Origin of the sequence: Brotaphodocola sp. (assembly GCF_050873365.1) — a bacterium.
GTDB lineage: Bacteria > Bacillota > Clostridia > Lachnospirales > Lachnospiraceae > Brotaphodocola.
In genome coordinates this window covers 16,460-41,849 of record NZ_JBNMIQ010000020.1, presented here as the reverse complement: position 1 = coordinate 41,849, position 25,390 = coordinate 16,460, and the positions used below count along the sequence as shown (strand labels likewise).

Below are 25,390 nucleotides of genomic sequence, written 5' to 3'. Positions count from 1 at the left end.
ACAAGCGAATGGGATTCCATCCCCGCTTGCCAGATCTCGTTTTCTGTGCTTATAATACGTTCTGGAAGAGGAATGGAAAAAATCATGATGAATACACTATAAATAATACGGAGGGATTTTATGAAGCAATCACGAAAACGGATTTTTTATCGAGTGCTTGCGATTCTTCTGACCGTCGTCTGTCTGACCGGCTGTCTGCCCCAGATTTTGAGACCATCAGAACATTCGCAGTCCTCTCAGAATTCCACTCAGACTACCTCGACGCTCGACGGAATCGACGGATCGAACTCTTCATCCGAAGCATCCGGGAAGGAACCATACGAGCAATATGATGAGAAAAAACTCGCGGAACAGAAACGCTTTTCCGAGGTCGAAGACGAGATTTTCAAGTGGGAAGCATCCCGCTCCCTGCTCGACCTTCATTTTCTTCTGAGGAACCCCTCAGATGCCGGCATTGACGGCGCCGAACATCTCTACGCGCCGGTCTCCCTCGAGGAACTCAAACAGAACCGCACCGACCGCGAAACACTCAAGAAAACCCTCGACTCGTTCTCCCCGTCTCTTCTCACCGATGAGCAGAAACTCACGCTTCAGATCCTTGAAAGTTTTCTGCGAACGGAGTCAAAGAGCGACGGACTTGAACTCTATGCCCAGCCTCTCGCGCCGACAATCGGCGTTCAGGCACAGCTCCCTGTTCTTCTCTGCGAGTACCCGTTTTACTCCCGTGAGGATGTTGAAAATTACTTTGAACTTCTTGGTGGACTCAGTGATTATTATACCCAGATTCTTGCATTTGAACAGCAGAAAGCAGAGGCAGGACTGATGATGAGCGACGTCTCTTTAGATCGCGTGATTTCGTCCTGTGAGGGCTATCTTCTCGTCCCGGGAAACAACTTTATGATCGACTCGTTTAACAGCCGTCTCGATGGAATCAGCGATTTAAGCGAGGACGAAAAACAATCTTTCCGCCAGAAAAATGCCGAGCTTCTCGAGAGCGCATTTGTCCCCGCCTACCAGACCCTGATTAACGGTCTGACCGCACTCAAGGGAAGCGGAAAAAATGAGAAAGGACAGTGCGGATACCCGAACGGCAAGAAGTATTATGAGTATCAGGTTTTCTCCGCGACAGGAACTTCGTTTACTTCGCTCTCCGATCTTGTCTCCTCGATAGAGGGAAGCATCCGCGAATCCCTGCTCGAGAGTTCAGAGATCTTAAAGAGACGACCGGAACTTCAGGATGCTTTCATGAATCCGGAATTCCGACAGAAAGATCCGTCCGCAATCATGGAGGAGATTAAGGAGCAGACGCTTCAAGATTTCCCTGCACTTCCGGAATGTAATTACACGATCCGGGAAGTCCCGAAAGCACTGGAACTCTCCTTGAGTCCCGCATTTTACCTGACCTCCGCGATCGACGACATCGAGAACAACGTGATCTACATCAATCACAGCGACCGCTATGCCTCCCAGCCACTCTACTCGCTGATCGCACATGAGGGCTACCCGGGGCATCTCTACCAGACGGTCTATTTTCACTCTCAGAACAAGTCGTCTCTGCGGAAAATCCTCTCATTTCCGGGATACACCGAGGGGTGGGCGACCTACGTCGAGCAGTACGCCTACACGCTCGACAATGGACTCGACTCCGATCTTGGAAAGCTAATCTCCGAAAACGCAAGTGCCTCCCTCGGCATTCAGGCGTGCCTTGATCTCTACGTCAATGCCTACGGCTGGGAAATCCCTCAGATCGAGGAGTATCTCTCCGACTACTACGAGAAACCGGAGGAAGTCGCCTCCGCACTGTTTGAGACGCTCGTCGACAACCCGGCAAACGCACTTTCCTACTACGTCGGATTTCTTGAGTTTGAGCAGATGCGAAATACCGCTAAGAAAAAGCTCGGGGAGCGATTTTCGCTGATGGAATTTCACCGCTTCCTCCTTGATATGGGAAATGCCCCGTTCGATGTGATTCAGCCTCATTTCTCAGCATGGCTGAACAGCCAGAAGTTTTAAAAAAGAAAATCTTGGGGAACGGAAAACCTGGGAACGAAAGAAAAACTTTTTATGAAACAAAAAAAGAGAGAGCAAAGATCCAATCTTATATTTCGATCTCTGCTCTCTCTTTTCATTTTTCTTTTTAATTTCTCTTTTGATTTCTCTTTTTATTTTTCTCTTGAGTTTCGCTCACTTATTGTTCGCTTATTTCTCTGTCTATCGTTCTCTCTTACTTGTCGCTGAATCCCTGCTTGTCAGCAATTGTCTTGTCTCCGACTTTGATCGTCAGATACTGCACATTCAGATTCTCGGTAAAGGTATTTACCACTGCCTGTACGGTCTGATCCTTTGCATCGTCCGGGAACTGGCTTAATTCCAGAGTACCGTACTCATCCTGCTGAGCCGGTGCCTCCGTCGGCATACCCGGCTGTGGCTTTGCAATTCCAGGTCCAACTTCCTCGCTTGCAACGCTTCCCTCTGTCTTGTAGGAAACTGCCTTCGTTCCATCTGCAAGAACGTTATACTGAACCAGCAGATCGACAAGAGACTGTGCATCGAGAGTCTCAACGGACTCCATCTTTACATTCAGCTTTCTTCCGTCCTCAGCCGGTGCATAAACGGATACAACCTCCAACTGCGGAGCGTCCATATCCGGATTCTTGTCTGTCACAACACCCGGACCCTGCGTGGATGTCGGTCCCTGTGCCTCTGTCTGCTTTACTTCGCCTGTCTTATTCTTCTCTGTCGTCGGTGTACATGCTACTAACGAGAAAACCATCATGGCTCCGATGAAACACATGATTGCTCTTTTCATTTTCAAAGTGCCTCCTTCTACTTTTGCTGACCGCGAAACCATCGGTTCAGCTTTGCCATCGCTTTTACCAGACTCTCTGTTTCTTCCTGTGTCAGATCTTCCAAAATGGCATTGATCATCTGACGATGGAATTCTTCATGGTGCCGGTAGGCCTTTCTTCCTTTTTCCGACAGAGAGATGTAGACCACTCTCCGGTCCTCCGTTCCGCGCTCTCGATTCACATACCCCTTTTTCACAAGGCTGTTCATCGCGATTGTCAGCGTCCCGACCGTCACCGACAGTTCTCGTGCTATCGTTGACATATTTTTGGGTTCATCCAGTCCGATCGCCTGAATGACATGCATATCGTTATTGGTAATATCTTTATATTCCTGCGTGATAATCGCTTTTTCTTCCAGGTCCATCACATCCCGGAACAGATTTACCAACGCATCATTCAGAGTCGCATAAGTATCCACAATTTTCCCTCGCTATCCATGAAGACTAGAGCTTCTTCCTGATTATACATGATTTTATTTTTTTCGACAACAGCCAGATTGTTATAAAATCCTTACATCTCTGTGATTTTTTTGTGAACCAGACCTCAAACCGACCTTGTTGCATTTGATTTTCCTATCGCGTGATCCACAAACTCGCGATAATTCCGGCAAGCGTCGCCACAAGCGCACCGGGTAGTGTCCACCCCGTCTTTCGGATCTTCACCGCCCCGAAATAGACGCTGATGCAGTAAAAAACCGTCTCCGTACTGCTCATCAGCACCGAACCTGCCATTCCGATCCTCGAGTCCGGTCCAAATGTCTCAAACAGATCGAGAAGGAGTCCGGTCGCCGCCGAGTTTGAGACAACGCGCACGAGCGTAAGCGGAATCAGCTCTCGTGGAATATGCAAAATCCCTGCGATTCCCTGAAGCTGTCCCGCGACCGCGTCGAGAAATCCGGATCTTCGCAGAACTCCGACCGCGATCATCAATCCCACAAGAGTCGGCAGAATCTCCGCCGTCATCTTCATCCCATCCTTCGCCCCGCCAAGAAAATCCTCAAACACCGGACGACGCGAAATCAGGGCAAATCCGACTATATATCCGACGGTCAGAGGCAGAATCATCTGAGAAATCCACACGAGCATCTCTCTCACCTCCGGGAAATTTTCTGCATGATTTTACAGAAAATCACAGCGGTCAGTGTGGAACACGAGGTCGCCAAAAGTGCCGGTCCGATGACTGCGCCGGGATCTGGCGAACCGTACTGACTCCGATACGCAATCATACTCACCGGAATCAGTTGGAGCGATGAGATATTCAGAATCAGAAACGTGCACATCGCATCTGTCGCCCTACCGTCTTTCTTCTCATCCATCTCCTGCATCGCGAGAAGTCCCGCCGGTGTGCTTGCCATACCGAGTCCGAGCATATTTGCAATGATATTGACTGCGATCGGTGCACGCGCCGGGTGAACCGGTTTCAGATCTGGAAAAAGGAAATTCAGGAGCGGATTCATTTTCTGTGTAAACCATTCCAAAAGTCCTGCCCGCTTCCCGACCTCCATGATTCCGCACCAGAACGTCATCATTCCGAGCATAGTAATACCCAGAGCCACCGCATCCTGCGCAGATTCGATCAGACCCTGGGTTACCTCTCCCAAATTCCCGCAGACCGCTCCAAAGAGCAGTCCCGCAAGAATCATAAAACTCCATAAATAATTCAGCATGTGCAAATCCTGACGCTTTGATCTCCCTAAACTCTATGAAGAAATCTCAGCCGACAGAACTTTAAGTCCCATTTCACGTTTTCACTTGATTCTCTCGGATTTCCTAAATTCCTGCGAGATCACGCATCACTGCGTCCACCGTCTCAATGCGATCACAGCGGTAGGCATTGCTTCCACAGAACAGAAGTGCCTCCGACAATTTGCCCTCTGCCGCATTCGAGAGTGCCTTTGTGATGCAGTACGGAATGTCCGCCGGATTGCAGTGCTCCAGACACTGATAGCAGTGCGTAATCTTCGCCTTCTCTCCGCGCGCCTTGCACTCGGTGATCTTGTCAAGAAACGCATTGCGGATCGCACGTCCCGGCATCCCGACCGGACTCTGCGTGATCACAATGTCTTCCTTCTTTGCATCGATGTATGCCTGTTTGTAAGCCATCGGAGCGTCGCACTCCTCCGTCGTCACAAAACGGGTTGCAACCTGAACGGCGTCCGCGCCGAGATCCATCGCATGCATGACATCCTCATGGGTGTAAATGCCACCGGCAATCGCCACCGGAATGTGTTTTCCGTATTTCTCCGCAAACTGGGAAATCACTTTCATGATGCCACGAATTTCCTCGTCATATGCACTCTGATTGTAGGTATCCGGAACATCTGCGGTGTCTGCGCCGTACTTGCTCAAATCCTCCCTCGAGAATCCGAGATGACCACCTGCAAGCGGTCCCTCAATCACGACAAGATCCGGAATTCGCTTGTATTTGCGATCCCAGAGTTTGCAGATGACGGAAGCCGATTTCGCCGTTGAGACAATCGGTGCAATCTTTGTCTTTGCGCCCTCCACAAACTCCGGAAGAGAGACCGGAAGTCCTGCGCCGGAAACGATAATATCCGCCCCCGCTTTCACCGCTTCCTTGACATACTGCGCATAGTTTCTCGTTGCAACCATGATGTTGAATCCGAGAATTCCCTTCGGTGCAATCTGGCGCGCTTTCTCAAATTCTGCGCGGATTGCCCGCATATTTGCCTCCATCGGTGCTTTCAGAAAATCAGGGTCCTGAAAGCCGATCTGAGCGGTCGAGATCAAGCCGACACCGCCCGCCTTTGCGACTGCTCCTGCAAGCGAATGAAGGCTGATTCCAACTCCCATGCCTCCCTGAATAATCGGGATGTTTGCAGTCAGATCTCCGATCTTCAACGGTTTTAACATTGTCATATTTTATATTCTCCTTACATGACCCGGAAACGGTCATAGCGCTGACTGCGAATCTCTTCCCCAGTCAGACCCTCGTATTTTTTGAAGAAGTTTTCCATCTTGTCTGCCATCGTCTGTGCAAGCATGGGAAGCGTATCCTCGTTTGCCGGATTCTCCTCCGGAATGATCTCCTCAATCAGTCCGCGCTCATAGAGATCCTCCGCCGTGATCTTCATCACGCGTGCGGCATCCGGTGCCTTCTTGCTGTCCTTCCAGAGAATCGATGCAAATCCCTCCGGCGACAGAATCGAGTAAATCGCATTCTCCATCATCCAGACTTCATTTGCAACTGCCATTGCGAGTGCTCCACCGCTTCCGCCCTCTCCGATCACAATCGAGAGTACCGGAACCTTCAGAGCAGACATCTCAAACAGGTTTCTCGCAATCGCCTCGCCCTGTCCGCGCTCCTCCGCCTCGATTCCACAGAATGCACCCGGCGTATCGACAAAGCAGATGATCGGGCGACCAAACGTCTCCGCCTGCTTCATCAGGCGCAGTGCCTTGCGGTATCCTTCCGGGGACGGCATTCCAAAGTTGCGCTTCAAGTTGTCCTTCGTCGTCTTTCCCTTCTGCTGACCGATCACGGTTACCGGAACGCCGTGGAAGCTCGCAATTCCGCCGACGATCGCTCCGTCATCTCCGAAGTAACGGTCTCCGTGGAATTCCATGAAACCGTCAAAAATCGCATGGATGTAATCGAGTGCGGTCGGACGATGGCTGTCGCGGGAGAGCTGTACCATATCCCAGGCACTCTTTCCACTGTTGTTCCATTTTTTTCCGGATTCTTCCACGGTGTTATCCACATCTTCCACAGAGGTTGTGGATACTGCGCTTGCAGTCGTCTCTTCTGTGGAAATGGTTGTCTGAGCCGTCTCCAACTTTTCTTTTTCCGGTTTGCAATGCAGTTTCAAAATCTGTGCGAGAACCTCTCTCTGCTGGTCACGCTCAACGATCTGATCGACAAAACCGTGCTCAAGAAGAAATTCCGCTCTCTGGAATCCCTCCGGAAGTTTCTGTCCGATCGTCTGCTGAATGACGCGCGGACCGGCAAATCCGATCAGCGCACCCGGCTCTGCGAGAATGATGTCTCCAAGCATTGCAAAACTTGCGGTCACACCGCCGGTCGTCGGGTCTGTCAGCACGCTGACAAAGAGCTGTCCAGCCTCGTGGTGACGCTCAAGTGCGGAGGAGGTCTTTGCCATCTGCATCAGGGATACAAGCCCCTCCTGCATGCGCGCTCCGCCGGAACATGCGAACAGGATCACCGGAAGTTTTTCCTTCGTTGCCCGCTCGACCATCTGCGTGATCTTCTCGCCTACCACATGACCCATACTGCTCATCATGAAACGCGCATCGCAGACGCCGACTGCGGTCTCAAGACCGTCAATGCGTCCCTTACCGGTGACAATCGCCTCATTGAGTCCGGTCTTCTCTCTCGCGGATTCGACCTTCTTTTCATAGCCCGGGAAATCCAGCGGATTTGAGAAAGGCATCTCCTGATTCCACTCCTCGAAACTGCCCTCATCCAGAAGCATTTCGAGACGGCGGTATGCATGCACACGGAAATATCCTCCGCACTTCGGGCAGATGTAAAAGTTATTTTTTACATCCTCCACATAGATCGGCTGTCCGCACTTGTTGCACTTGCGCCAGAGTCCCTCCGGAATCGACGGTTCTTCCTTCTGGTCTTTCTGATGCTTGTAGTGAGAATCGATAATGGTATAAGTTTTTTTAAACATATTTCTGAGCATAGCAAATTACCCTGTCCTCTCCAGAGTGCATCCGAAAATTCCTCTCTCCGGCAATTTCCGGTCACCCTCTACTCCCGGCAGTACTGCGGGAAATAAGTGGGAATGAAATCCGTGTCCACCTCTCCGTTCTGATAAGCCTCGTTATTCAGAATCTCGTACTGGAAATCCAGATTCGTATCAATTCCCTCGATAATCAGTTCTCCGAGCGCGCTTCGCATCTTGGCGATCGCCTCCGCGCGGTCCCGCCCGTGAACGATCAGCTTCATCAGCATCGAATCATAGTTGGCAGGAACTTTATAGTCGTTGTAAATGTGAGTATCCACGCGAACTCCGTTTCCTCCCGGAACGTGGATATTCGTGATTGTGCCCGGGCACGGCATGAAATTGCGCTCCGGGTTCTCGGCATTGATTCGGCACTCGATCGCATGACCGCTCACATGGATGTCCTTCTGCGAAACACTTAAGTGCTCTCCGCTTGCAACGCGAATCTGCTCTTTGATCAGGTCAAGACCGGTCACAAGCTCAGTCACCGGATGCTCAACCTGAATTCTCGTGTTCATCTCCATGAAATAGAAGTTGCGGTTCTTATCGAGCAAAAATTCGATCGTGCCGGCGTTCTCGTATCCGACTGCCTTTGCAGCGCGAACAGCCGTCTCGCCCATCTTCTGTCTGAGCTCCTCAGAGATTGCGACAGACGGGGACTCCTCGAGAACTTTCTGGTGACGGCGCTGAATCGAGCAGTCGCGTTCTCCGAGATGAACGACGTTGCCGTACTTGTCCGCCATGATCTGAAATTCGACGTGGCGCGGTTTCTCGACGTAGCGCTCTAAGTACATCGTGTTGTCTGAGAAGCCCTTGATCGACTCCAACTGGGCGCTCTCAAAATTCATTGCGAAATCCTCCTCGCCCCAGGAGACACGCATACCCTTTCCGCCACCGCCGGAGGATGCCTTGATCATCACCGGAAAACCGATTGTCTTTGCCATCTCAAGTGCGTCCTCAACGTTGTAGACTGGCTCTTTGGAACCCGGAACAACCGGAATTCCCGCCTCAATCATCGTCTTTCGCGCCTCGGACTTATTGCCCATGCGGTTGATGATGTCTGCGGACGGTCCGATAAATGCAATGTTGCACTTCTCGCACAGTTCTGCAAAGCGGGCATTCTCGGAGAGGAATCCGAAGCCCGGATGGATCGCCTCTGCCTTCATGGCAACGGTGGCGGACAAAATCCGCTCCATATTCAAATAACTCTGTCCCGCCGGTGCCGGACCGATGCAGATTGCCTCATCTGCAAGCAGGGTGTGCAGGCTGTCCCGGTCTGCCTCTGAATAAACTGCAACCGTTTTGATTCCCATCTCCCGGCACGCCCGGATAATTCTCACTGCAATCTCGCCCCGGTTGGCGATTAAGATTTTCTCAAACATGTTTCTCCCTCGATCTCGATTCTTCGATTCTGTTCCTGGTTCTGGTTCTTATAGTGGCTCCTTCGATGAGTAAAGTCAGACAAACTCGCTCTCGCTCCGGGTTCGACGTAACGGTGCGTAAGGTCGCAAAATTGCGACCTAAACACCGACGTCTCACACGGGTTTGTCTGCACTTTCTCATCTTCGTCGCCAATCACCTATCATCTAATATTATCTAATATCATTTATTTTGCATTTTTATCAATCAACAGAAATGTAACTAGCATTTCTCTGATATGCAAAACACAATTCACATCGATGTTCACAAAAATTCAGCGATTAATTTTCCAATCCGAATTACCGCACATTCGTGTGATTTTCGTATATCGTTTACGCTCCAACTACAAAAGTAAGCTCTGCGGATACCGCAACCTTTCCCTCTGCATTTGTTGCGACTGCCTTGCCGACGCCGACCGGTCCCTTGCGCTTGATGATCTCACACTCGAGTTTCAGGCGGTCACCCGGAAGTACCATCTGGCGGAATTTTGCATTGTTGATTCCACCGAAGAATGCGGTCTTTCCCTTGTTCTCCGGAAGGCTTAAAATTGCAACTGCACCAACCTGTGCAAGTGCCTCGATCATCAGCACACCCGGCATAACCGGCTGTCCCGGAAAATGACCGTTGAACTGCGGTTCGTTAAACGTTACGGACTTATATCCAACTGCACGCACACCCGGCTCAAGCTCATCGATGAAATCGATCAGCAGGAACGGATGACGATGCGGAATGATCTCCTGAATTTCTTTGATTCCCAGTCTCATGACTTTGTATCTCCCATCTAAGTAACTAAAAACAATTTTTCACTCACAAAAATTATCATACGGATTGAATTTATCAGCCGATTCAATTTCATTTAGCGAATGCGGAATAACGGCTGACCGTACTCTACGACATCCTCATTGTTTACGAGAACTGCCTCGACTACACCGTCATACTCACTCTCAATCTCGTTCATCAGCTTCATTGCCTCGATGATGCCAAGAACCTGACCCTTCTTCACAGTGTCGCCGACCTGAACGAAAGCGTCTGCCTCCGGGCTTGCACTGCTGTAAAAGGTTCCGACAAGCGGAGAGAGAACAACTTTGTCTGATCTGATGTCGAGCGTGTTTTCCTGAGTAGAAGTGCTCTCCGTATTCTGAGCCGGTGCACTCTGAATCGTCATTTCCGGCTGAGTCATCGGAACTGCCATCGGACTCATCATCTGCGGAGCCGGCTGAGAAATCACAACCGGAGCGACTGGAGCCTGTGCGACGTTTTTCTTCTTTTTCTTCTTGAGGATCAGCTTCTGATCACCCTCCTCATAAGAAAAGCTCGTCAGACCATTCTCAGATACTGCTTCAATTAATTTTACAATCTCATCAATCGTCATGATCTGTCTCCTTACGCCTCAAATTTCTTTACAAGCAGGGTTGCGTTGTGTCCACCAAATCCAAGGGAGTTGGAGATTGCGCAGTTTACCGGCATGGATACGCCCTCGCCCTTGGTGTAGTCAAGATCACACTCCGGATCGTCGTTCTCAAGACCTGCGGTCGCATGAACGAAACCTTCCTGAATGGACTTCACGCAGGTGATGAACTCTACACCGCCGGCAGCGCCGAGCAGATGACCGATCATCGACTTCGTGGAGTTGATCTTAACCTCTTTTGCGTGATCGCCGAGCGCGAGCTTGATTGCCTTTGTCTCAAACAGATCGTTGTGATGGGTGCTTGTTCCGTGTGCGTTGATGTAATCAACATCCTCCGGCTTCATTCCCGCATCTGCGATTGCGTACTCCATTGCCTTTGCTGCACCGCTTCCGTCCTCTGCCGGGGAAGTGATGTGGTATGCGTCACAGGTTGCACCGTATCCGCTGATCTCTGCGTAGATCTTTGCTCCGCGTGCCTGTGCATGCTCTAAGGACTCGAGAACAACGATTCCTGCGCCCTCACCCATGACAAAACCATTGCGGTTTGCGTCAAACGGCATCGATGCGTGCATCGGATCTTCGGAGGTGGAAAGTGCGGTCAGTGCGGTAAATCCAGCGACACCGATCGGAGTGATGCTTGCCTCGGTACCACCTGCGATCATAACCTCAGCCTCGCCGTGCTGAATCGAGCGGAAAGCCTCACCGATGGAGTGGGTTCCGGTTGCACATGCGGTTACAACGTTGATGCACTTGCCCTTGAGACCGTACTGGATCGAAACATTTCCTGCTGCCATGTTGGAGATCATTAACGGAACGAGAAGCGGATTTACACGGCTCGGTCCTTTCTCAAGCAGTTTCTTGTGCTCACGCTCAACAGCCTGAAGGCTTCCGATTCCGGAACCAACGCTGACACCAACGCGGAACGGATCTTCCTTCGTCATATCGATTCCGGCATCTTCCATCGCCTCTTTAACTGCTGCAACAGCGAACTGGCTGAAACGCTCCATTCTTCTTGCAGCCTTCGGGTCCATATACTGTTTCGGATCAAAATCCTTTACCTCACCTGCCAGCTTTGCTTTGTACTCGGTAGTATCAAATGCGGTAATCGGACCGATTCCGACTTTTTTTGCCTTCAGACCATTCCAGAATTCTTCTACACTGTTTCCGATTGGGGTGATTGCACCCAGACCGGTCACGACTACTCTTCTGCTCATAAGGGACTCTCCTTTTCTATCTCTGCATATCGTTTATTTTGATTTCGTTCTATTTTTTGTTCGAGATGTTACGTTTTTCGTTCAAGTACTTTTCGCCAGATTCAAATGGCTTTTTCTTACATGTGCATTCCGCCGTCCACGCTGATCACCTGTCCGGTGATGTAGCTTGCATCATCCGATGCGAGGAAGGCAACTGTCTTTGCGACATCCTGGGTCGTACCAAATTTCTTTAACGGGATCTGCGCTACCATCGCCTCTTTCACAGCGTCGGAAAGCACATCCGTCATCTCGGTCACAATAAAGCCCGGAGCAACTGCATTGCAGGTGATTCCACGGCTTGCAAGCTCTCTTGCCACACACTTTGTCATTCCGATCAGACCAGCCTTGGATGCGCCGTAGTTTGCCTGACCTGCATTTCCCATCAGACCGACAACCGATGCCATGTTGATGATGCGTCCGGAACGCTGTTTGAGCATCTGGCGGGAAACGTGCTGCATGCAGTTGAATGCACCCTTGAGGTTCGTATCCATAACTGCATCAAAATCAGCTTCTGTCATCTTCATCAGAAGACCATCGCGGGTGATTCCTGCGTTGTTGACAAGAATGTCCACGCGACCATATTTCTTGACAACCGCACTGAGCATCTCGCCTGCGGATTCAAAGTCGGAGACGTTGCACTGCATGGCTTCTGCGCGTCCGCCTGCCTCCTCGATCTCCTTCACAACTTCCTCAGCCTTTGCGGTGGAACCGTTGTAATTGACAATTACCACAGCACCCTTTGAAGCCAGAGTCTTTGCGATCTCTCTGCCGATTCCACGGCTTGCACCGGTCACTACTGCAATCTTATCTGTCAGCATCCTATTCCTCCTGAGCGCTCAGCGCCTCTACTACTTTCTGCACATCCTCAAGTTTCTCCACGTTGTAGACTTTTGCACTTCTGTCGATCTTTCTCATGAAGCCTGCAAGCGTCTTTCCCGGTCCGATCTCGATGAAGGTGTCCACACCGTCAGCAAGCATCGTCTCGACACTCTGCTGCCATCTCACGGAGGAAGATACCTGCTTGGTCAGAAGCGGTTTTACCTCGTCTGCCTCAGTCACATAGGAAGCAGTCACATTTGCGACATACGGAATCTCAGGCTTGTGAACCTCTACGGAAGCAAGAACCTCACCGAGCTTCTCTCCTGCACCGGTCAGCATCTTGGAGTGGAACGGTCCGCTCACGTTCAGCATGATTGTGCGCTTTGCACCAGCCTCCTTAAGCTTCTCGCAGGCAGTCTCAACGGCTTCCTTCTTTCCGGAGATTACGATCTGACCTGGGCAGTTGTAATTTGCAATCTGAACCCCGTCAATGTCTGCGATCACTTCCTCGATTGCAGAAGCATCCATCGCAAGAACTGCTGCCATCGCACCCTGTCCAACCGGAACAGCCTCCTGCATCAGAATTCCTCTCTGACGAACCGTTGCGATCGCATCTTTCTCGCTCATCACACCTGCCACATAGAGTGCACAGTACTCACCCAGACTCAGACCTGCGGTCACATCCGGCTTCACGCCGTTCTCTTCCAGTACCTTTGTCATTGCAATGCTCGTCGTCACCATTGCTGCCTGTGTGTACTCCGTGATGTCCAGTCTGTCGTTCTTCTCAAAGCACAGCTCCGGCATAGAAAATCCGAGGATCTCCGTTGCCAGATCAAAGACCTTTTTTCCTGTCTCGGTCTGCTCGTAAAAATCCTGTCCCATTCCGCAAACCTGCGCTCCCTGTCCCGGGTAAATAAATGCGATTCTGCTCATGTTCTGCTCCTTTTCTCTTACTTGTGTCCCAGCAGTTTCTCTGTCTGAGCCATCATCTCTTCGATCATTTCCTTACAGGTCTGCTCTTTTCCTACCATTCCTGCAATCTGTCCTGCCATAACGGTTCCGTTCTGCACATCGCCCTCCTGAACGGCCTTGCGCAGAGTTCCGAGAGTCAGGTACTCAAGCTCCTCAAAGCTCTTGCCTTCGTTCTCCAGCTTGAGGTACTCTCTCGTCATCTGATTTCTCAGACAGCGAACCGGATGTCCGTGAGTTCTTCCGGTTACGGTGGAATCGATGTCCTTTGCCTTTAAGACGCGATCCTTGTAGTTCTGATGCACGATGCACTCTTTTGCTACGAGGAAACGGGTTCCCATCTGAACAGCCTCAGCTCCGAGCATAAATGCTGCTGCGATTCCTCTTCCATCTGCGATACCGCCTGCTGCGATAACCGGGATGGACACGGCATCGACAACCTGCGGAACAAGCGTCATTGTCGTCGCCTCACCGATATGACCGCCGGACTCACATCCCTCTGCGACAACTGCGTCTGCACCGTATCTCTCCATGCGCTTTGCAAGTGCAACGGATGCTACAACCGGGATTACCTTCACGCCTGCGTTCTTCCACATCTCCATGTACTTGGACGGATCACCTGCGCCGGTCGTTACAACCTTTACGCCCTCTTCCACAACTACTTTTGCCACGTCAGCCGCATACGGACTCATCAGCATGACATTGACACCGAACGGCTTATCTGTCACTTCTTTTACTTTTCTGATGTAATCGCGGATAACCTCTGCCGGAGCATTTGCTCCACCGATCAGTCCCAGTCCGCCGGCTTCTGATACCGCTGATGCCAGATGATTCTCTGCAACCCATGCCATTCCGCCCTGAATAATCGGGTACTCAATTCCCAGTAACTCTGTCACTCTCGTTTTCATGCTGTTTCCTCCATATGGGAACCGCGTCAGCCCGGCGTTTCCCGTATATAAAATCATTTTGAAATTCAAATACGCTGTCCCAGCGGAACATTTTTCATTGCACAGGATCTCTCCTGCACGGTTACTACTCACGCGTTGCACAAACAGCAACGGATTTCTTTTCCTGTGTAATGAAAAAGAGTCCGCTTACGGACTCTCACACCGGAATGCGGAGGCGTCATTTTCGCGCCCCCACATGATCTTTTCGCCACTGCTTTTGCCTTGCGCGGACAGTGACGCTTTTCCAGTGTAAAGACGCTTACGCCTCTACGCCTTTGCCCTTGAGGTAGTTCATAACATCGCCTACGGTCAGCAGGTTCTGAAGATCCTCAGACGGAATCTCTACGGAATACTCATCCTCGAGAGCCATTACCAGCTCGAATAAGTCGAGGGAATCTGCACCCAGATCATCCTTGAAGGAAGTGGTCTCGTTGATGCTGTCTGCATCTACGCTCAGCTGGTCTGCAATAATCTCTTTCATCTTCTCTAACATGATTTCAATCTCCTCTTCATTTATCATTTTAATTTTTTAATAACTTCATTTTTCTACCATTCCAGGAGCACAGCGCCCCAGGTCAGTCCGCCTCCGAAACCGGCAAGAACAATCTTGTCGCCCCGCTCAAGTTTCCCCTCTCGGTTCAACTCATCGAGAAGAATCGGCACGGTCGCACCGGAAGTATTTCCGAAGCGGTCAATATTCATCGGCACCTTTTCAAGTGGCTGTTTCAAACGCTTTGCGACAGCCTCACAGATCCGGTAATTTGCCTGATGCAGAACGAAATATTTGATCTCGTCCATGCTCGTTCCCGACTCATCAAGCACCTGCCGGATGCATTCCGGAACTTTCTTCACTGCAAATTTGAAAACTTCCTGTCCATCCATCTGGATGTATCCAAGCTGTGGGGTCTTTCCGTTGAAACAGTTGCCATCCGTGCGTGCCGTGCAGGTAAGTACCTGTCCGCGTGCCCCGTCTGATCCCATCACCATGTGGATCACTCCGGTCTCCCCTGCCTGAATAACAGCGGCTCCGGCACCGTCACCGAAAAGAACGCAGGTTCCACGGTCTGTCCAGTCCGTCAGTTTGCTTAAGCAATCTGCTCCGACAATCAATGCAGTCCGGTAAGTTCCGGAAGCAAGAAAGGCATGAGCGGTGCTCAGTGCAAACTCAAATCCAGAGCAAGCTGCGCTGATGTCAAATGCGACCGCGTTCTTTGCTCCGATCTCAGCCTGTACCTCACAGGCTGTACTTGGAAAGCAGTGATCCGATGAGGAAGTGGCCAGAACAATCAGGTCCAGTTCCGATGCATCAATTCCTGCATCTGCAAGCGCACGCCGTGAAGCCTCCGTTGCCATAAAACCGGTTCCCTCATCCATCGCTATCCGCCGCTCATGGATTCCTGTTCGTGTGACGATCCACTCATCATTCGTATCTACAACTTTTGCCAAATCCTCATTCGTTACAACCCGTTCCGGCACATAGGAACCGGTTCCAATCACTTTGCTCGTCATCGTCTGTTCTCCGACTTTATTTTTACTTTCAAATGTTTTGATATTCAAAGTATTCATCTGGTATTCTATATAAAGAAACGGGTTTTGTCAAGAAAATTTTTTCGACAAAACCCGTACATTCTAAAAGACTATTTTATTTTTCTAACTTCGTTTTCAAAGTGTTTCTTTTTCAATCACACTCTGAATCTCTACCCAGATTTCTTCCAAACTCACCTCAGGGAATTAAATCTCAGCTTCCTTCACATACCAGTAGAGCAGTTCCACCGTATCCACAACATCTCTTACATCGCACACCTCGTAGGAATGTACATAGCGCATCGGGATCTGGATTCCACCACTCTTGATTCCTCCGTTTAACGTCTGCATGAAGCTCGCATCGGTTGCACCCGCTGCATACGCCTCAATCTGATACGGAATCTCATGCGCCTTCGCAATCTTCTTCATGTCGCGCACAAGATCTCTGTTTGCAAGGATACCGCCCACACCACTGCTGAGCTTATCCATCACCTTGATCGAAGTTCCTCGTCCAAGTTCATTGATGTAACGGCTCTCCGATACGCCCGGAATATCGACAGCAAGGCTCATATCAAGCGCAATCGCAATGTCCGGCTTGATCCGTGTCGCCGCAGTGATCGCACCTCTCGCGCCGACCTCCTCCTGTGTGGAGAAGAGTGCATAGACATCCGGCACATCCTTATCACCATTTAACAGCTTCACAACTTCCAGCAGAATAAACACGAGTGCACGGTCATCGAGTGCCTTTGCGCCGACTCTGTGCTTTCCAAGGAAAATCACCGGATAGCAGATCGAAATCGGATTGCCCTCCTCGATTCCCATCTCGAGAACTTCCTCACGGCTCTCCGCTCCAACCTCAATATAAAACTCCTGAGCAGACTTCGGCATCTCAGAACAGCGATCCGGACGACCCGGATGCAGAGACTGCACGATTCCATCGACATGACCGGTCTCGGTCTTAATGATCACGCGCTTTCCGAAAAACTGCTGTGGAGCGATTCCACCGAGCGTCTCCACCCACAGAAAACCATTCTTGTCAATGTGACGGATAATCAGTCCGATCTCATCCATATGAGCAGCGATCAGCATGCTTCCCTTCTTATTGCCCTTCTTATAGGCAATCAGATTTCCCATCACATCATCCGACAATTCCACATCGTATCCTGCCATCTGCTCTCTCAGCAGATCCGCAACCTCGTCCTCAAATCCAGACGGTCCAACCGCATCACACAGCGGTCCAATCAGCGCGCGAAAATCTGCCTCAATCATACTGCGATCTAATTTCATATCCTCTACTTCCCTTCTTTTTATTTTTATCTATTTGATCGTTTATTTTCTGTACAGGGCTTCTTTTTCATCATACTCTATATACATTGATATACTGCTTCTTGAGTACTGTCCTTGGAAACTTTTTAATTATGTTTGCCTATATACAGGCTCCGATGGTGAAGAAGGCAATGCAAACCCGTGCGAGACGTTGGTGCTTAGGCTGTGTATTTTACAGCCTTATGCACCACTACGTCGGAGCCCGGAGTGCGAACGTGTTTGCATGACTTACTTCACCAGAGGAGCCGTACTCATACTCATACTTACACTCGTCTCCGTACCCATAGCCCAAAAACTATTCCGCCTGAAACGCCCTCTCAAACTGATCGAAATCCATCTTCTTTCCAATCTCCGGAATGCTTGCAAGCAGAAGTTTCGTATAATCATTTTTCGGGTTCTCAAAGATCTCGTCTCTTGTTCCCTCTTCCACGACATGACCCTGATACATCACAAGCACGCGATCCGCGATATGCTTGACGACTCCGAGATCATGAGAAATGAAAATATAAGAGATGTTCATCTTCGCCTGAAGCTCCTTCAAGAGGTTGATGATCTTCGCCTGAACCGACACATCAAGCGCCGACACCGGCTCATCGCAGACAACGATCTCCGGTCTCAGAATGATCGCACGCGCGATTCCGATTCTCTGTCTCTGTCCACCCGAAAACTCATGCGGATAGCGGTCAGCGAAATCCTTATTCAGTCCGACCATCTCCATCGTGTCGAGGATCAGCTTTTCTCTCTCCTCCTCCGTCTTGTAGACATGCTCAATATCAGCCGGCTCTCCGATGATATCCCGCACCGTCATACGCGGATTTAAGGAGCTGTACGGGTCCTGAAAAATCATCTTGATGTTTCTGCGCGCCTTCTTGAGATCTGCACCCTTTAACTTGAGGAAATCCTGTCCGTTTAAAATGACCTCTCCGTCCGTCGGCTCCACAACGCGAAGCAGAGACTTCACCGTCGTGGACTTTCCGCATCCACTCTCGCCAACAATCGCCAGTGTCTCTCCGCGGTGAAGCTCAAAACTGACTCCATCCACAGAACGGACATACTCCTTTTCCCCGAACAGTCCCTTGCGTCCGACCATGTAATATTTCTTCAGATTTTTGACCTGAAGAATCGTCTCTCTTCCGGATTTTTCATTCGCTCCAAACTCATTCTTTCCAGACTCGCTCATCCTTCTCCCTCCTCTCCGAGTTTCTTTTTCGTTTCAATCTTCGTTTCCTTTGTCTCTGTCGCTTTCATCTCTTTTCGCTGTGCATCCCTGCCCTGCTCATAGAGGAAACAACGAACTCTGTGACCATCTGCCTCCACAATCTGCGGGCGCTCACTGCGACAGCGATCCGTCGCATAAGCACATCTCGGCGAGAAGATACATCCCTTTGGAAGCTCATAGAGCATCGGCACATTTCCCGGAATACTCTCAAGGCTGTCCTTCTTCTCATTCATTTTCGGGATTGCTGCCTGAAGTCCCTGCGTGTACGGGTGAAGCGGATCTGTAAAAATCGCCTCCGCCTTGGCATACTCCACAAGCTGTCCGGCGTACATGACCGCCACGCGATCTGCCATCTGAGAAATGACTCCCATGTCGTGACTGATGAAAATAACGGAAGTCTTTTTCTCATTCTGAAGGCGACGAATCAGTCCCAAAATCTGCGCCTGAACCGTCACATCGAGAGCCGTCGTCGGCTCATCACAGATCAGAAGTTCCGGATTGCAGACAAGTGCCATCGCAATCATGATTCTCTGTCTCATTCCGCCAGAAAGCTGTGCCGGCACCTCGCCGTACACCTTCTCCGGTCTCTGGATTCCGACCGAGCGAATGATTGAGATCGCCCGCTCCTTCGCCTCCGCACGTCCGATTTTCTCATGTGCAACGATCGTCTCCACAATCTGACGCCCACAGCTCATCAGCGGATTCAAACTCGTCATCGGCTCCTGAAAGATCATCGAAATTCCCGTTCCGCGGATCTTTCTGAGTTCCTTTGCACTCATCTTCGTCAGATCCTGTTTCTCGTCTCGCCCGAAGAGAATCTCACCGCCGGTGATCTTTCCCGGACGCGCGACAAGACCCATGATTGCGGACGCGAGCATACTCTTTCCACATCCACTCTCTCCGACAATTCCAAGTGTCTCTCCGGCTCTGAGTGTCAGGTTCAACCGGTCGATTACCGGAAGTTCCCCGCGCTCTGTGAAGAGCCGTACATCCAGATCTTTTATCTCAAGAATATTTTCTCTCTCCATATTCTCCATCCTTTGTTTTCCTATGCTTTCCTGTCTTTCCTGTTCCGTTATTTTGCCCTTCTATAATTCTGCAATCTATCTGATTATTTCGCTATTCTTCTATCCTGTTATTTATCCTGTTATCCTATGATTTTGCGATCTATCATTTTACTTGATTCTACTTACTTAATTCTACTTACTTGATTCTACTATTCTGTTATCCTGCGATCCCACGACCTCTTAATCCGAAATCGTCTCCACGTATTTACTGTTTTTTATTATTTGCGCATCTTCGGGTCAAGCACATCACGCAGACCATCACCGAGTGTATTGAACGCAATCACGGTCAGAATAATGAAAATTCCCGGGAACAGGCTGTAATAGGTATTGGTGCGGATAAAAGTCTGGGCACCGGAAATCATCGATCCCCAGCTCGCCGTCGGACTCGGAACACCGAGACCGAGATAACTTAAACTCGCCTCTGTCAGAATTGCAGACGGAATACCGAGCGTACAGGACACGATCAGCATCGGAATACAGTTCGGAAACAGGTGCTTTAAGATGACACGCAGATTGCTTCCTCCGTCAATCCGGCATGCCTGAATGTATTCCTGCTCTTTGAGCTGAAGCACCGTACCGCGGATCAGACGCGCGGTGTTCGCCCATGACAGAAATCCAAGAGTCAGATAGAGGTTCATGATTCCGGAGCCCAGCGCATACATCAGAGCCATCGCAAACAGCAATGCCGGGAAACTTGAAAACACCTGAATCAGGAAGGAGATCACATCGTCGGTCTTCTTTCCAAAATAACCGGCGCACACACCCATGAAGTATCCGATCACGGATGCGATCAGCTGGGAGACAATGCCGACACTCAGTGACACGCGACAGCCGTAGAGACAGCGCGTCAAAATATCTCTTCCAAACTCATCGGTTCCGAAGAGATGCTTGGAACTCGGAAACAGAAGTTTGTCTGCAAGCACCTGCTTGTTCGGATCATACGGGGTCAGAACCGGCGCAAAAATGGCGGAAATCACAAGCACAACCAGAATCAGCAGGGACAGAACTGCAAGTTTATTTTTCCAGAACAGCTTCAGGCTCTCGGAATAATAATTCTTTTTTCTCATCAGCTATTCTCCTTTCGTCAGACGGATGTTCGGGTTGATCACCGCATAGAGCACATCCACAATAAAATAAATCAAAACACAGATTGCGGCAACGTAGATGACACCACCCTGCACGAGCGGAATGTCGCGGCGATGAATTGCATCGATCAGCAATTTTCCGATTCCCGGAATGTTAAATACATTCTCCGTGATCATCGAACCGGTCAGCAGAGCACCGATGTCTGTACCGATGACGGTGATGATCGGAACAAGCGCATTCTGGAAAATATGGATCAGAATGATCCGGCGCTGATAGAGTCCCTTCGCATACGCGGTCTTTACGAAATCCTGACCCATGACCTCAAGCATACTTGCTCTCGTGATTCGGGAAATCGATGCCGCATATCTCGTTCCAAGTGCAAGCGACGGAAGCACATAGCCGATCGGACTGGAAACTCCCGAGACCGGGAAAATACTGAATTTCAGACCTACATAAATCTGCAAAAGAATTGCCACCCAGAAGGACGGGGCAGAGATTCCAAATGCGGAAATGCTCATCAGAATCCGGTCAATCGGGCGATCATGATAGACAGCCGCCAGAATTCCGGCAGTCAGACCGAGAATCAGAGCAACGATGTAAGCCGCTGTCGCCATGATTGCGGTGTAATGAAACGCCTGAAGAATCAGGGTCACAACCGGTTTTTTCTGGAAATAACTCGTTCCCATATTTCCGTGCAAAAGATCTGTCAGCCAGTTGATATACTGGACCGGAAGCGGGGCATCCAGTCCCATCTGTGCTTTTACCTGGGCAATTTTGTCGGCATCTGCAAACTCTCCGAGCATCGCTGCCACCGGATCACCCGGAATGACATTCAAGATAAAGAATGTGATCAGCGAGATCGAGAAGATAATTCCAACTGCGAGAAATGCCCGTTTGATAATGTATCGAACCACTCTCTTCTTCCTCCTTTTACGACAAATATACAGCCAAACAGCCGACGCATAATGCGCCGGCCGGGGCTGTATACTCATCAATTAGTTACTCATCAATTTGTATAACTTTGAATCACACACCAAGTCAATGCTTGCGTTGACTTGAGCTCAAAACAATTTACTCCGTTGCTTAGTTCTGTGCAGACGGATCAACATCCACATTCCAGAAGTGGTAAATCAGGTTGCCGACCTTGAAGTCCTTGACATACGGCTTTGCAATGAACTGGCTCTGCGGATAGTAGAGCGGGATGCATGCATAATCTTCCTGAGAGAGAATCGAATCTGCCTGCTTGTACAGATCCGCGCGCTCATCCTCGTTTGTAGACTTTCTCGCATCGTCTAACAGCTTATCAAAGTCTGCGTTGTCATAGAAGACACCCTGTGCATTGGACTTGCTGGAGTAGAAATAGTTGTACATCTGGAAATCTCCATCCGGATACAGAGCATTCCAGGTGGAACCGGTCAGCGGGATCTTTCCTGCTGTTCTGTCAGAGCTGTAAGTTGCATTGTCGACAACTGTCAGATCAAGATTGATTCCAACCTCAGCGAGGTAACCCTGAATTGCGGAGTAGACAGCCTGATCTGCCTGACGAACCTCGGAAGAGATCGTGATGCCGTCCCCATATCCTGCGTCTGCGAGCAACTGCTTTGCAGCCTCCGGATCATACTCATAAACAGAGAGGGAATCGTCATGTCCCGGAATTCCGTTGTTCAGATAGGAAGTCGCCGGAATGCCTGCGCCGTTGAGCACTGCATCGACAAGCTCCTCACGGTTGATTGCCAGAGAGATCGCCTTTCTGACATTCACATCGCTCAAGTAAGCATCCTTGAGGTTCAGAGAAATGAATGCCGTTCCAAGCGGATAATATGCCGTGATCTCATCTGCGTACTTATCCTTGTACTGGCTCAGCAGGCTTGCATTTAAGTCTGCCAGATCGATATCGCCGTTCTCGTATGCGATCAGCTTTGTCTGGTCATCATCGTAGAACAGGATCTGCAACTCATCGAGGTTGACATCTCCGCCGTGGTAATCCTCATTCTTCACAAGAACCACCTTCGTCGTGTCATCGTTCTCCTGAATCTTGTACGGGCCGGTACCGATCAGGTTTGTTCCGAGACCCCAGTTTTCGCCTGCCTCTGTGCATGCATCCTCCGGGAAGATATCTGCGTAGGAAGTTCCAATGTTCTTTACGAACGGAGCAAATGCATAGTCCAGAGTGATTGTGAAGTGATAATCATCCACGATCTCAAATCCAGCCAGCTCGGTTGCATTTCCGTCGAGCATGTCCTTCGCACCCTTGATCATGTTGAAGTATGCGGTGCTCTTTGCAGCGGTTGCCGGGTTGAACATACGCTCAAATGTGAACTTGACATCCTTGCTCGTAAGCTCGGTTCCGTTCGTGAAATGAACGCCCTGCTTCAGCTCGAACGTATATACAAGACCATCATCGGAAACCGTCGGGAAATCGGTCAGAAGAACCGGCTCCTCGTTGTTGTCATCATCGAAACGCAGAAGGCTCTCAGTCACCTCGTCTGCGATCGAAGCAGATCTTGAGTTCGTGGAGGTCTGCATATCCAGACCCTCACCTGCATTTGCCTGTCCAAATTTCAGAACTTTCTTTGCACCCTCGCTACCAGCAGTGCTTCCAGATTCCTGCGCAGTGCTTGCATCCTTCTGGTCAGCTGTGTTTGCGCTGTCAGAAGAGGAACCACCGCATCCGCTCAATGCCAGAGTTGCCACCCCTGCGGAAAGGAGGGCTGTCATCAATTTCTTTTTCATAATATTTTCTCCCTTATATCTCCCTATAACTTATACTTATACAAATTGTGCATTCATCATAATAAATTTTACCTGGAATGTCAAATTCACGATTTTAATAGTTAGTTATAGATTTTATCTATATCTAACGTCCATAATTTCCTATTTTCACTCCTGTTTGTCAGCTATTTTTCGTTTGACGATTTGATTATGTGATACTATAATAAAAGAAACGGATAATTTTCAGATAATATGAAATAAAGAGAGGAGAACGAATATGATTTTTTTCATTGATACAGCAAATGTAGACGACATCCGCAAGGCAAACGATATGGGAATCATCAGTGGTGTTACCACAAACCCGTCCCTGATCGCAAAAGAGGGACGTGATTTCAAGCAGGTGATTCAGGAGATCACCTCGATCGTAGATGGACCGATCAGCGGAGAGGTTAAGGCGACAACCGTAGACGCCGAGGGTATGATCGCAGAAGCCCGCGAGATCGCAGCTATTCACCCGAACATGGTCGTTAAGATTCCGATGACCGCTGAGGGATTGAAGGCAGTAAAAGTACTTCACAAAGAGGGCATCAAGACGAATGTCACCCTGATCTTTTCCCCGGCTCAGGCACTCCTTGCAGCCCGCGCCGGTGCAGACTATGTATCGCCGTTCCTCGGCCGTCTCGACGACATCTCCACCCCGGGAATCTCCCTGATTGAGGACATCACCGAGATCTTCCAGATGCACGGCATCGAGACCCAGATCATCGCCGCAAGCATCCGCAACCCGATCCATGTGATCGACTGCGCAAAGGCTGGCGCCGACATCGCAACCGTTCCTTACAAGGTTCTGCTTCAGATGATTCATCATCCGCTGACCGACGAGGGCATCCGCAAGTTCCAGGACGATTACCGCAAGGTATTCGGTGAATAAAAATCGTCTTATCGTCTCCTGGATACAGACGTTCTCCATACCTCAAACAGACGCGGGTAAGCGTACTCAAAAAAGTGTTTGTATGCACTGCAAAAATAATTGACATTTGTGCCCTGTGCGGTGACCGGTTCGCGGTTTCTCCGACATCCATTCCGGCACAGACCATACCAGGAGCAGGTTCGGCATTCGTCCGGTACCTGCTCCGACCATTTTACAAAGCCGAGTGTCTCTCTCACCTTGTCCATCTGCTCAAACTCATCCGAATTTAGATTTCCAAGTTTCCACTCATCAAGCGCATAAAAATCGCACGGATAGACACTTCCGTCCGCTTCAACGACCCACTGTTTTCCGCAGGTTCCGCGCATACTGCAATTCTCCGGCATCTGCCGATTCAGGATCATCAGCAGGTTCTCAAAATAGCGGTTGTAGACGTAGCGACCCGCTTTCCAGTCGAGATACCACGCGTCAAACACATCCTTCAAAAACTGCTCGAGTCTCTGAGGAGTCAGCGAAAATTCCTGATTTCCCGGGATCTCGCCGATCGGATCAAGGCACTCGATATACTGTTGCCAGCCAAACCCATTTTTCTTGAAAAACTCATAGATTTTCCGCCCACTTCGCGCCGTCGTCGCCGTCACGACAGTCAAAATATTGTACTCCACCCGATGTTTCTCGAGAAGGCGAATTGCACTCATCACGCGGTTGTACGTTCCCTTTCCCTGCGCGTCGACGCGGTACCGGTCATGAACCTCTTTCCCACCGTCAAGCGAGATTCCGACAAGAAAATGATGCTTTGCCAGAAATAAAGCCCACTCCTCATCAATCACATAGCCGTTCGTCTGAATCGCATAGCGCACGCGAATATTTTTCGGGTTTGGATGCGCGCTCACATACTCGACAAGAGACTGAAAAAAGGAAAGCCCCGCAAGCGTCGGCTCTCCTCCCTGAAACATCATCATGCACTCCCGGTCCGCAAATCTCATCGCACGGTCAACCATCGCGTGCATCGTCTCCTCACTCATGATTCCGTAAGTCGCCTGCTCCCGGTTCTTTCCCTCATCTGCATAAAAACAATAACGGCATCTCATATTGCAACTGCCTGACGCAGGCTTGATCAATAGATTTAAAATCGGCATAGTTTCTCCCCTTC

At 50.0% G+C, this 25,390-nt stretch carries 25 protein-coding genes; 3 read left to right on the top strand and 22 right to left on the bottom strand.

What is annotated here, in order from left to right:
* The first annotated feature begins 120 nt into the window (after positions 1-120).
* Positions 121-2,013, top strand: coding sequence for a DUF885 domain-containing protein (locus tag ACR0QT_RS10135; protein ID WP_432630670.1), 1,893 nt, complete (start codon positions 121-123; stop codon positions 2,011-2,013).
* A gap of 211 nt (positions 2,014-2,224) precedes the next feature.
* Here ACR0QT_RS10135 and ACR0QT_RS10130 read toward each other — a convergent pair whose 3' ends face one another.
* The 16 genes from ACR0QT_RS10130 to ACR0QT_RS10055 all read right to left on the bottom strand — a co-directional run bounded on the left by ACR0QT_RS10130 (position 2,225) and on the right by ACR0QT_RS10055 (position 17,186).
* Complete coding sequence (locus ACR0QT_RS10130; protein WP_432630669.1) at positions 2,225-2,809, bottom strand: hypothetical protein; 585 nt, start codon at positions 2,807-2,809, stop codon at positions 2,225-2,227.
* Positions 2,810-2,826: 17 nt separating this feature from the next.
* Positions 2,827-3,267 carry a MarR family winged helix-turn-helix transcriptional regulator gene (locus ACR0QT_RS10125; protein WP_432630668.1) on the bottom strand — a complete coding sequence of 147 codons (441 nt, stop codon included), beginning with the start codon at positions 3,265-3,267 and terminating at the stop codon, positions 2,827-2,829.
* 154 nt (positions 3,268-3,421) lie between these two features.
* Positions 3,422-3,934, bottom strand: coding sequence for a spore maturation protein (locus tag ACR0QT_RS10120; protein ID WP_432630667.1), 513 nt, complete (start codon positions 3,932-3,934; stop codon positions 3,422-3,424).
* Positions 3,935-3,939: 5 nt separating this feature from the next.
* Entirely contained in the window at positions 3,940-4,515 is a 576-nt protein-coding gene (locus ACR0QT_RS10115) for a nucleoside recognition domain-containing protein (protein ID WP_432630666.1), read from the bottom strand.
* 103 nt (positions 4,516-4,618) lie between these two features.
* Positions 4,619-5,728 carry an NAD(P)H-dependent flavin oxidoreductase gene (locus ACR0QT_RS10110; protein ID WP_432630665.1) on the bottom strand — a complete coding sequence of 370 codons (1,110 nt, stop codon included), beginning with the start codon at positions 5,726-5,728 and terminating at the stop codon, positions 4,619-4,621.
* Positions 5,729-5,742: 14 nt separating this feature from the next.
* Positions 5,743-7,518, bottom strand: a complete 1,776-nt coding sequence (locus ACR0QT_RS10105; protein WP_432630664.1) for an acetyl-CoA carboxylase carboxyltransferase subunit alpha — start codon at positions 7,516-7,518, stop codon at positions 5,743-5,745.
* Positions 7,519-7,586: 68 nt separating this feature from the next.
* Entirely contained in the window at positions 7,587-8,942 is a 1,356-nt protein-coding gene (locus ACR0QT_RS10100; RefSeq protein ID WP_432630663.1) for an acetyl-CoA carboxylase biotin carboxylase subunit, read from the bottom strand.
* Positions 8,943-9,311: 369 nt separating this feature from the next.
* Entirely contained in the window at positions 9,312-9,743 is a 432-nt protein-coding gene (fabZ, locus tag ACR0QT_RS10095) for a 3-hydroxyacyl-ACP dehydratase FabZ (protein ID WP_432630662.1), read from the bottom strand.
* Between the two features lie 92 nt (positions 9,744-9,835).
* The gene (gene accB, locus ACR0QT_RS10090; RefSeq protein ID WP_432630661.1) at positions 9,836-10,351 is read right to left on the bottom strand and encodes an acetyl-CoA carboxylase biotin carboxyl carrier protein; all 516 of its coding nucleotides are present in this window, start codon (positions 10,349-10,351) and stop codon (positions 9,836-9,838) included.
* Positions 10,352-10,362: 11 nt separating this feature from the next.
* A complete protein-coding gene (fabF, locus tag ACR0QT_RS10085) occupies positions 10,363-11,601 on the bottom strand; it encodes a beta-ketoacyl-ACP synthase II (protein ID WP_432630660.1) in 1,239 nt (412 codons plus the stop codon).
* 116 nt (positions 11,602-11,717) lie between these two features.
* Positions 11,718-12,458 (bottom strand): 3-oxoacyl-[acyl-carrier-protein] reductase, encoded by a 741-nt coding sequence (gene fabG, locus ACR0QT_RS10080; RefSeq protein ID WP_177977803.1) that lies wholly within the window; start codon positions 12,456-12,458, stop codon positions 11,718-11,720.
* Between the two features lies 1 nt (position 12,459).
* Positions 12,460-13,392, bottom strand: a complete 933-nt coding sequence (gene fabD, locus ACR0QT_RS10075) for an ACP S-malonyltransferase (RefSeq protein WP_432630659.1) — start codon at positions 13,390-13,392, stop codon at positions 12,460-12,462.
* A 17-nt stretch (positions 13,393-13,409) separates the two neighbouring features.
* Positions 13,410-14,336, bottom strand: coding sequence for an enoyl-[acyl-carrier-protein] reductase FabK (fabK, locus tag ACR0QT_RS10070; protein WP_432630658.1), 927 nt, complete (start codon positions 14,334-14,336; stop codon positions 13,410-13,412).
* A gap of 298 nt (positions 14,337-14,634) precedes the next feature.
* Positions 14,635-14,868 carry an acyl carrier protein gene (acpP, locus tag ACR0QT_RS10065; protein ID WP_432630657.1) on the bottom strand — a complete coding sequence of 78 codons (234 nt, stop codon included), beginning with the start codon at positions 14,866-14,868 and terminating at the stop codon, positions 14,635-14,637.
* 53 nt (positions 14,869-14,921) lie between these two features.
* Positions 14,922-15,884, bottom strand: a complete 963-nt coding sequence (locus ACR0QT_RS10060; RefSeq protein WP_432630656.1) for a beta-ketoacyl-ACP synthase III — start codon at positions 15,882-15,884, stop codon at positions 14,922-14,924.
* A gap of 222 nt (positions 15,885-16,106) precedes the next feature.
* Complete coding sequence (locus ACR0QT_RS10055) at positions 16,107-17,186, bottom strand: M42 family metallopeptidase (RefSeq protein ID WP_432630655.1); 1,080 nt, start codon at positions 17,184-17,186, stop codon at positions 16,107-16,109.
* Positions 17,187-17,317: 131 nt separating this feature from the next.
* Between ACR0QT_RS10055 and ACR0QT_RS10050 the strand changes: the two genes are divergently transcribed.
* Entirely contained in the window at positions 17,318-17,452 is a 135-nt protein-coding gene (locus ACR0QT_RS10050) for a hypothetical protein (RefSeq protein ID WP_432630654.1), read from the top strand.
* A gap of 68 nt (positions 17,453-17,520) precedes the next feature.
* Here the strand turns inward: ACR0QT_RS10050 and ACR0QT_RS10045 are convergent, their stop codons facing one another.
* The 5 genes from ACR0QT_RS10045 to ACR0QT_RS10025 all read right to left on the bottom strand — a co-directional run bounded on the left by ACR0QT_RS10045 (position 17,521) and on the right by ACR0QT_RS10025 (position 23,330).
* Positions 17,521-18,405 (bottom strand): ABC transporter ATP-binding protein, encoded by an 885-nt coding sequence (locus ACR0QT_RS10045; protein ID WP_432630653.1) that lies wholly within the window; start codon positions 18,403-18,405, stop codon positions 17,521-17,523.
* The gene (locus tag ACR0QT_RS10040; protein WP_432630652.1) at positions 18,402-19,481 is read right to left on the bottom strand and encodes an ABC transporter ATP-binding protein; all 1,080 of its coding nucleotides are present in this window, start codon (positions 19,479-19,481) and stop codon (positions 18,402-18,404) included. Before ACR0QT_RS10040 ends, ACR0QT_RS10045 begins: the two co-directional genes overlap by 4 nt.
* 248 nt (positions 19,482-19,729) lie before the next feature.
* Entirely contained in the window at positions 19,730-20,578 is an 849-nt protein-coding gene (locus ACR0QT_RS10035) for an ABC transporter permease (protein WP_432630651.1), read from the bottom strand.
* Between the two features lie 3 nt (positions 20,579-20,581).
* Complete coding sequence (locus tag ACR0QT_RS10030; protein WP_432630650.1) at positions 20,582-21,511, bottom strand: ABC transporter permease; 930 nt, start codon at positions 21,509-21,511, stop codon at positions 20,582-20,584.
* A gap of 169 nt (positions 21,512-21,680) precedes the next feature.
* Positions 21,681-23,330, bottom strand: a complete 1,650-nt coding sequence (locus tag ACR0QT_RS10025; RefSeq protein ID WP_432630649.1) for an ABC transporter substrate-binding protein — start codon at positions 23,328-23,330, stop codon at positions 21,681-21,683.
* 256 nt (positions 23,331-23,586) lie between these two features.
* Between ACR0QT_RS10025 and fsa the strand changes: the two genes are divergently transcribed.
* On the top strand, positions 23,587-24,240 hold the full coding sequence (gene fsa, locus ACR0QT_RS10020; RefSeq protein ID WP_432630648.1) for a fructose-6-phosphate aldolase: 654 nt from the start codon (positions 23,587-23,589) through the stop codon (positions 24,238-24,240).
* An 8-nt stretch (positions 24,241-24,248) separates the two neighbouring features.
* On the opposite strand, the gene ACR0QT_RS10015 is transcribed toward fsa, so the two are convergent.
* Positions 24,249-25,376, bottom strand: a complete 1,128-nt coding sequence (locus ACR0QT_RS10015) for an anaerobic sulfatase maturase (protein WP_432630647.1) — start codon at positions 25,374-25,376, stop codon at positions 24,249-24,251.
* Between the last annotated feature and the right edge of the window lie 14 nt (positions 25,377-25,390).

What these genes read in the sequence shown, in the direction of transcription:
- fsa (WP_432630648.1), top strand. Translation starts at nt 23,587, where the DNA reads ATGATTTTTTTCATTGATACAGCAAATGTAGACGACATCCGCAAGGCA.
- ACR0QT_RS10050 (WP_432630654.1), top strand. Translation starts at nt 17,318, where the DNA reads ATGTTTGCCTATATACAGGCTCCGATGGTGAAGAAGGCAATGCAAACC.
- ACR0QT_RS10120 (WP_432630667.1), bottom strand. Translation starts at nt 3,934, where the DNA reads ATGCTCGTGTGGATTTCTCAGATGATTCTGCCTCTGACCGTCGGATAT.
- ACR0QT_RS10115 (WP_432630666.1), bottom strand. Translation starts at nt 4,515, where the DNA reads ATGCTGAATTATTTATGGAGTTTTATGATTCTTGCGGGACTGCTCTTT.
- fabG (WP_177977803.1), bottom strand. Translation starts at nt 12,458, where the DNA reads ATGCTGACAGATAAGATTGCAGTAGTGACCGGTGCAAGCCGTGGAATC.
- ACR0QT_RS10060 (WP_432630656.1), bottom strand. Translation starts at nt 15,884, where the DNA reads ATGACGAGCAAAGTGATTGGAACCGGTTCCTATGTGCCGGAACGGGTT.
- fabD (WP_432630659.1), bottom strand. Translation starts at nt 13,392, where the DNA reads ATGAGCAGAATCGCATTTATTTACCCGGGACAGGGAGCGCAGGTTTGC.
- ACR0QT_RS10040 (WP_432630652.1), bottom strand. Translation starts at nt 19,481, where the DNA reads ATGGAGAATATGGAGAGAGAAAATATTCTTGAGATAAAAGATCTGGAT.
- fabF (WP_432630660.1), bottom strand. Translation starts at nt 11,601, where the DNA reads ATGAGCAGAAGAGTAGTCGTGACCGGTCTGGGTGCAATCACCCCAATC.
- ACR0QT_RS10035 (WP_432630651.1), bottom strand. Translation starts at nt 20,578, where the DNA reads ATGAGAAAAAAGAATTATTATTCCGAGAGCCTGAAGCTGTTCTGGAAA.
- ACR0QT_RS10110 (WP_432630665.1), bottom strand. Translation starts at nt 5,728, where the DNA reads ATGACAATGTTAAAACCGTTGAAGATCGGAGATCTGACTGCAAACATC.
- ACR0QT_RS10130 (WP_432630669.1), bottom strand. Translation starts at nt 2,809, where the DNA reads ATGAAAAGAGCAATCATGTGTTTCATCGGAGCCATGATGGTTTTCTCG.
- fabK (WP_432630658.1), bottom strand. Translation starts at nt 14,336, where the DNA reads ATGAAAACGAGAGTGACAGAGTTACTGGGAATTGAGTACCCGATTATT.
- ACR0QT_RS10135 (WP_432630670.1), top strand. Translation starts at nt 121, where the DNA reads ATGAAGCAATCACGAAAACGGATTTTTTATCGAGTGCTTGCGATTCTT.
- accB (WP_432630661.1), bottom strand. Translation starts at nt 10,351, where the DNA reads ATGACGATTGATGAGATTGTAAAATTAATTGAAGCAGTATCTGAGAAT.
- ACR0QT_RS10045 (WP_432630653.1), bottom strand. Translation starts at nt 18,405, where the DNA reads ATGAGCGAGTCTGGAAAGAATGAGTTTGGAGCGAATGAAAAATCCGGA.
- acpP (WP_432630657.1), bottom strand. Translation starts at nt 14,868, where the DNA reads ATGTTAGAGAAGATGAAAGAGATTATTGCAGACCAGCTGAGCGTAGAT.
- ACR0QT_RS10105 (WP_432630664.1), bottom strand. Translation starts at nt 7,518, where the DNA reads ATGCTCAGAAATATGTTTAAAAAAACTTATACCATTATCGATTCTCAC.
- ACR0QT_RS10015 (WP_432630647.1), bottom strand. Translation starts at nt 25,376, where the DNA reads ATGCCGATTTTAAATCTATTGATCAAGCCTGCGTCAGGCAGTTGCAAT.
- ACR0QT_RS10055 (WP_432630655.1), bottom strand. Translation starts at nt 17,186, where the DNA reads ATGAAATTAGATCGCAGTATGATTGAGGCAGATTTTCGCGCGCTGATT.
- ACR0QT_RS10100 (WP_432630663.1), bottom strand. Translation starts at nt 8,942, where the DNA reads ATGTTTGAGAAAATCTTAATCGCCAACCGGGGCGAGATTGCAGTGAGA.
- fabZ (WP_432630662.1), bottom strand. Translation starts at nt 9,743, where the DNA reads ATGAGACTGGGAATCAAAGAAATTCAGGAGATCATTCCGCATCGTCAT.
- ACR0QT_RS10025 (WP_432630649.1), bottom strand. Translation starts at nt 23,330, where the DNA reads ATGAAAAAGAAATTGATGACAGCCCTCCTTTCCGCAGGGGTGGCAACT.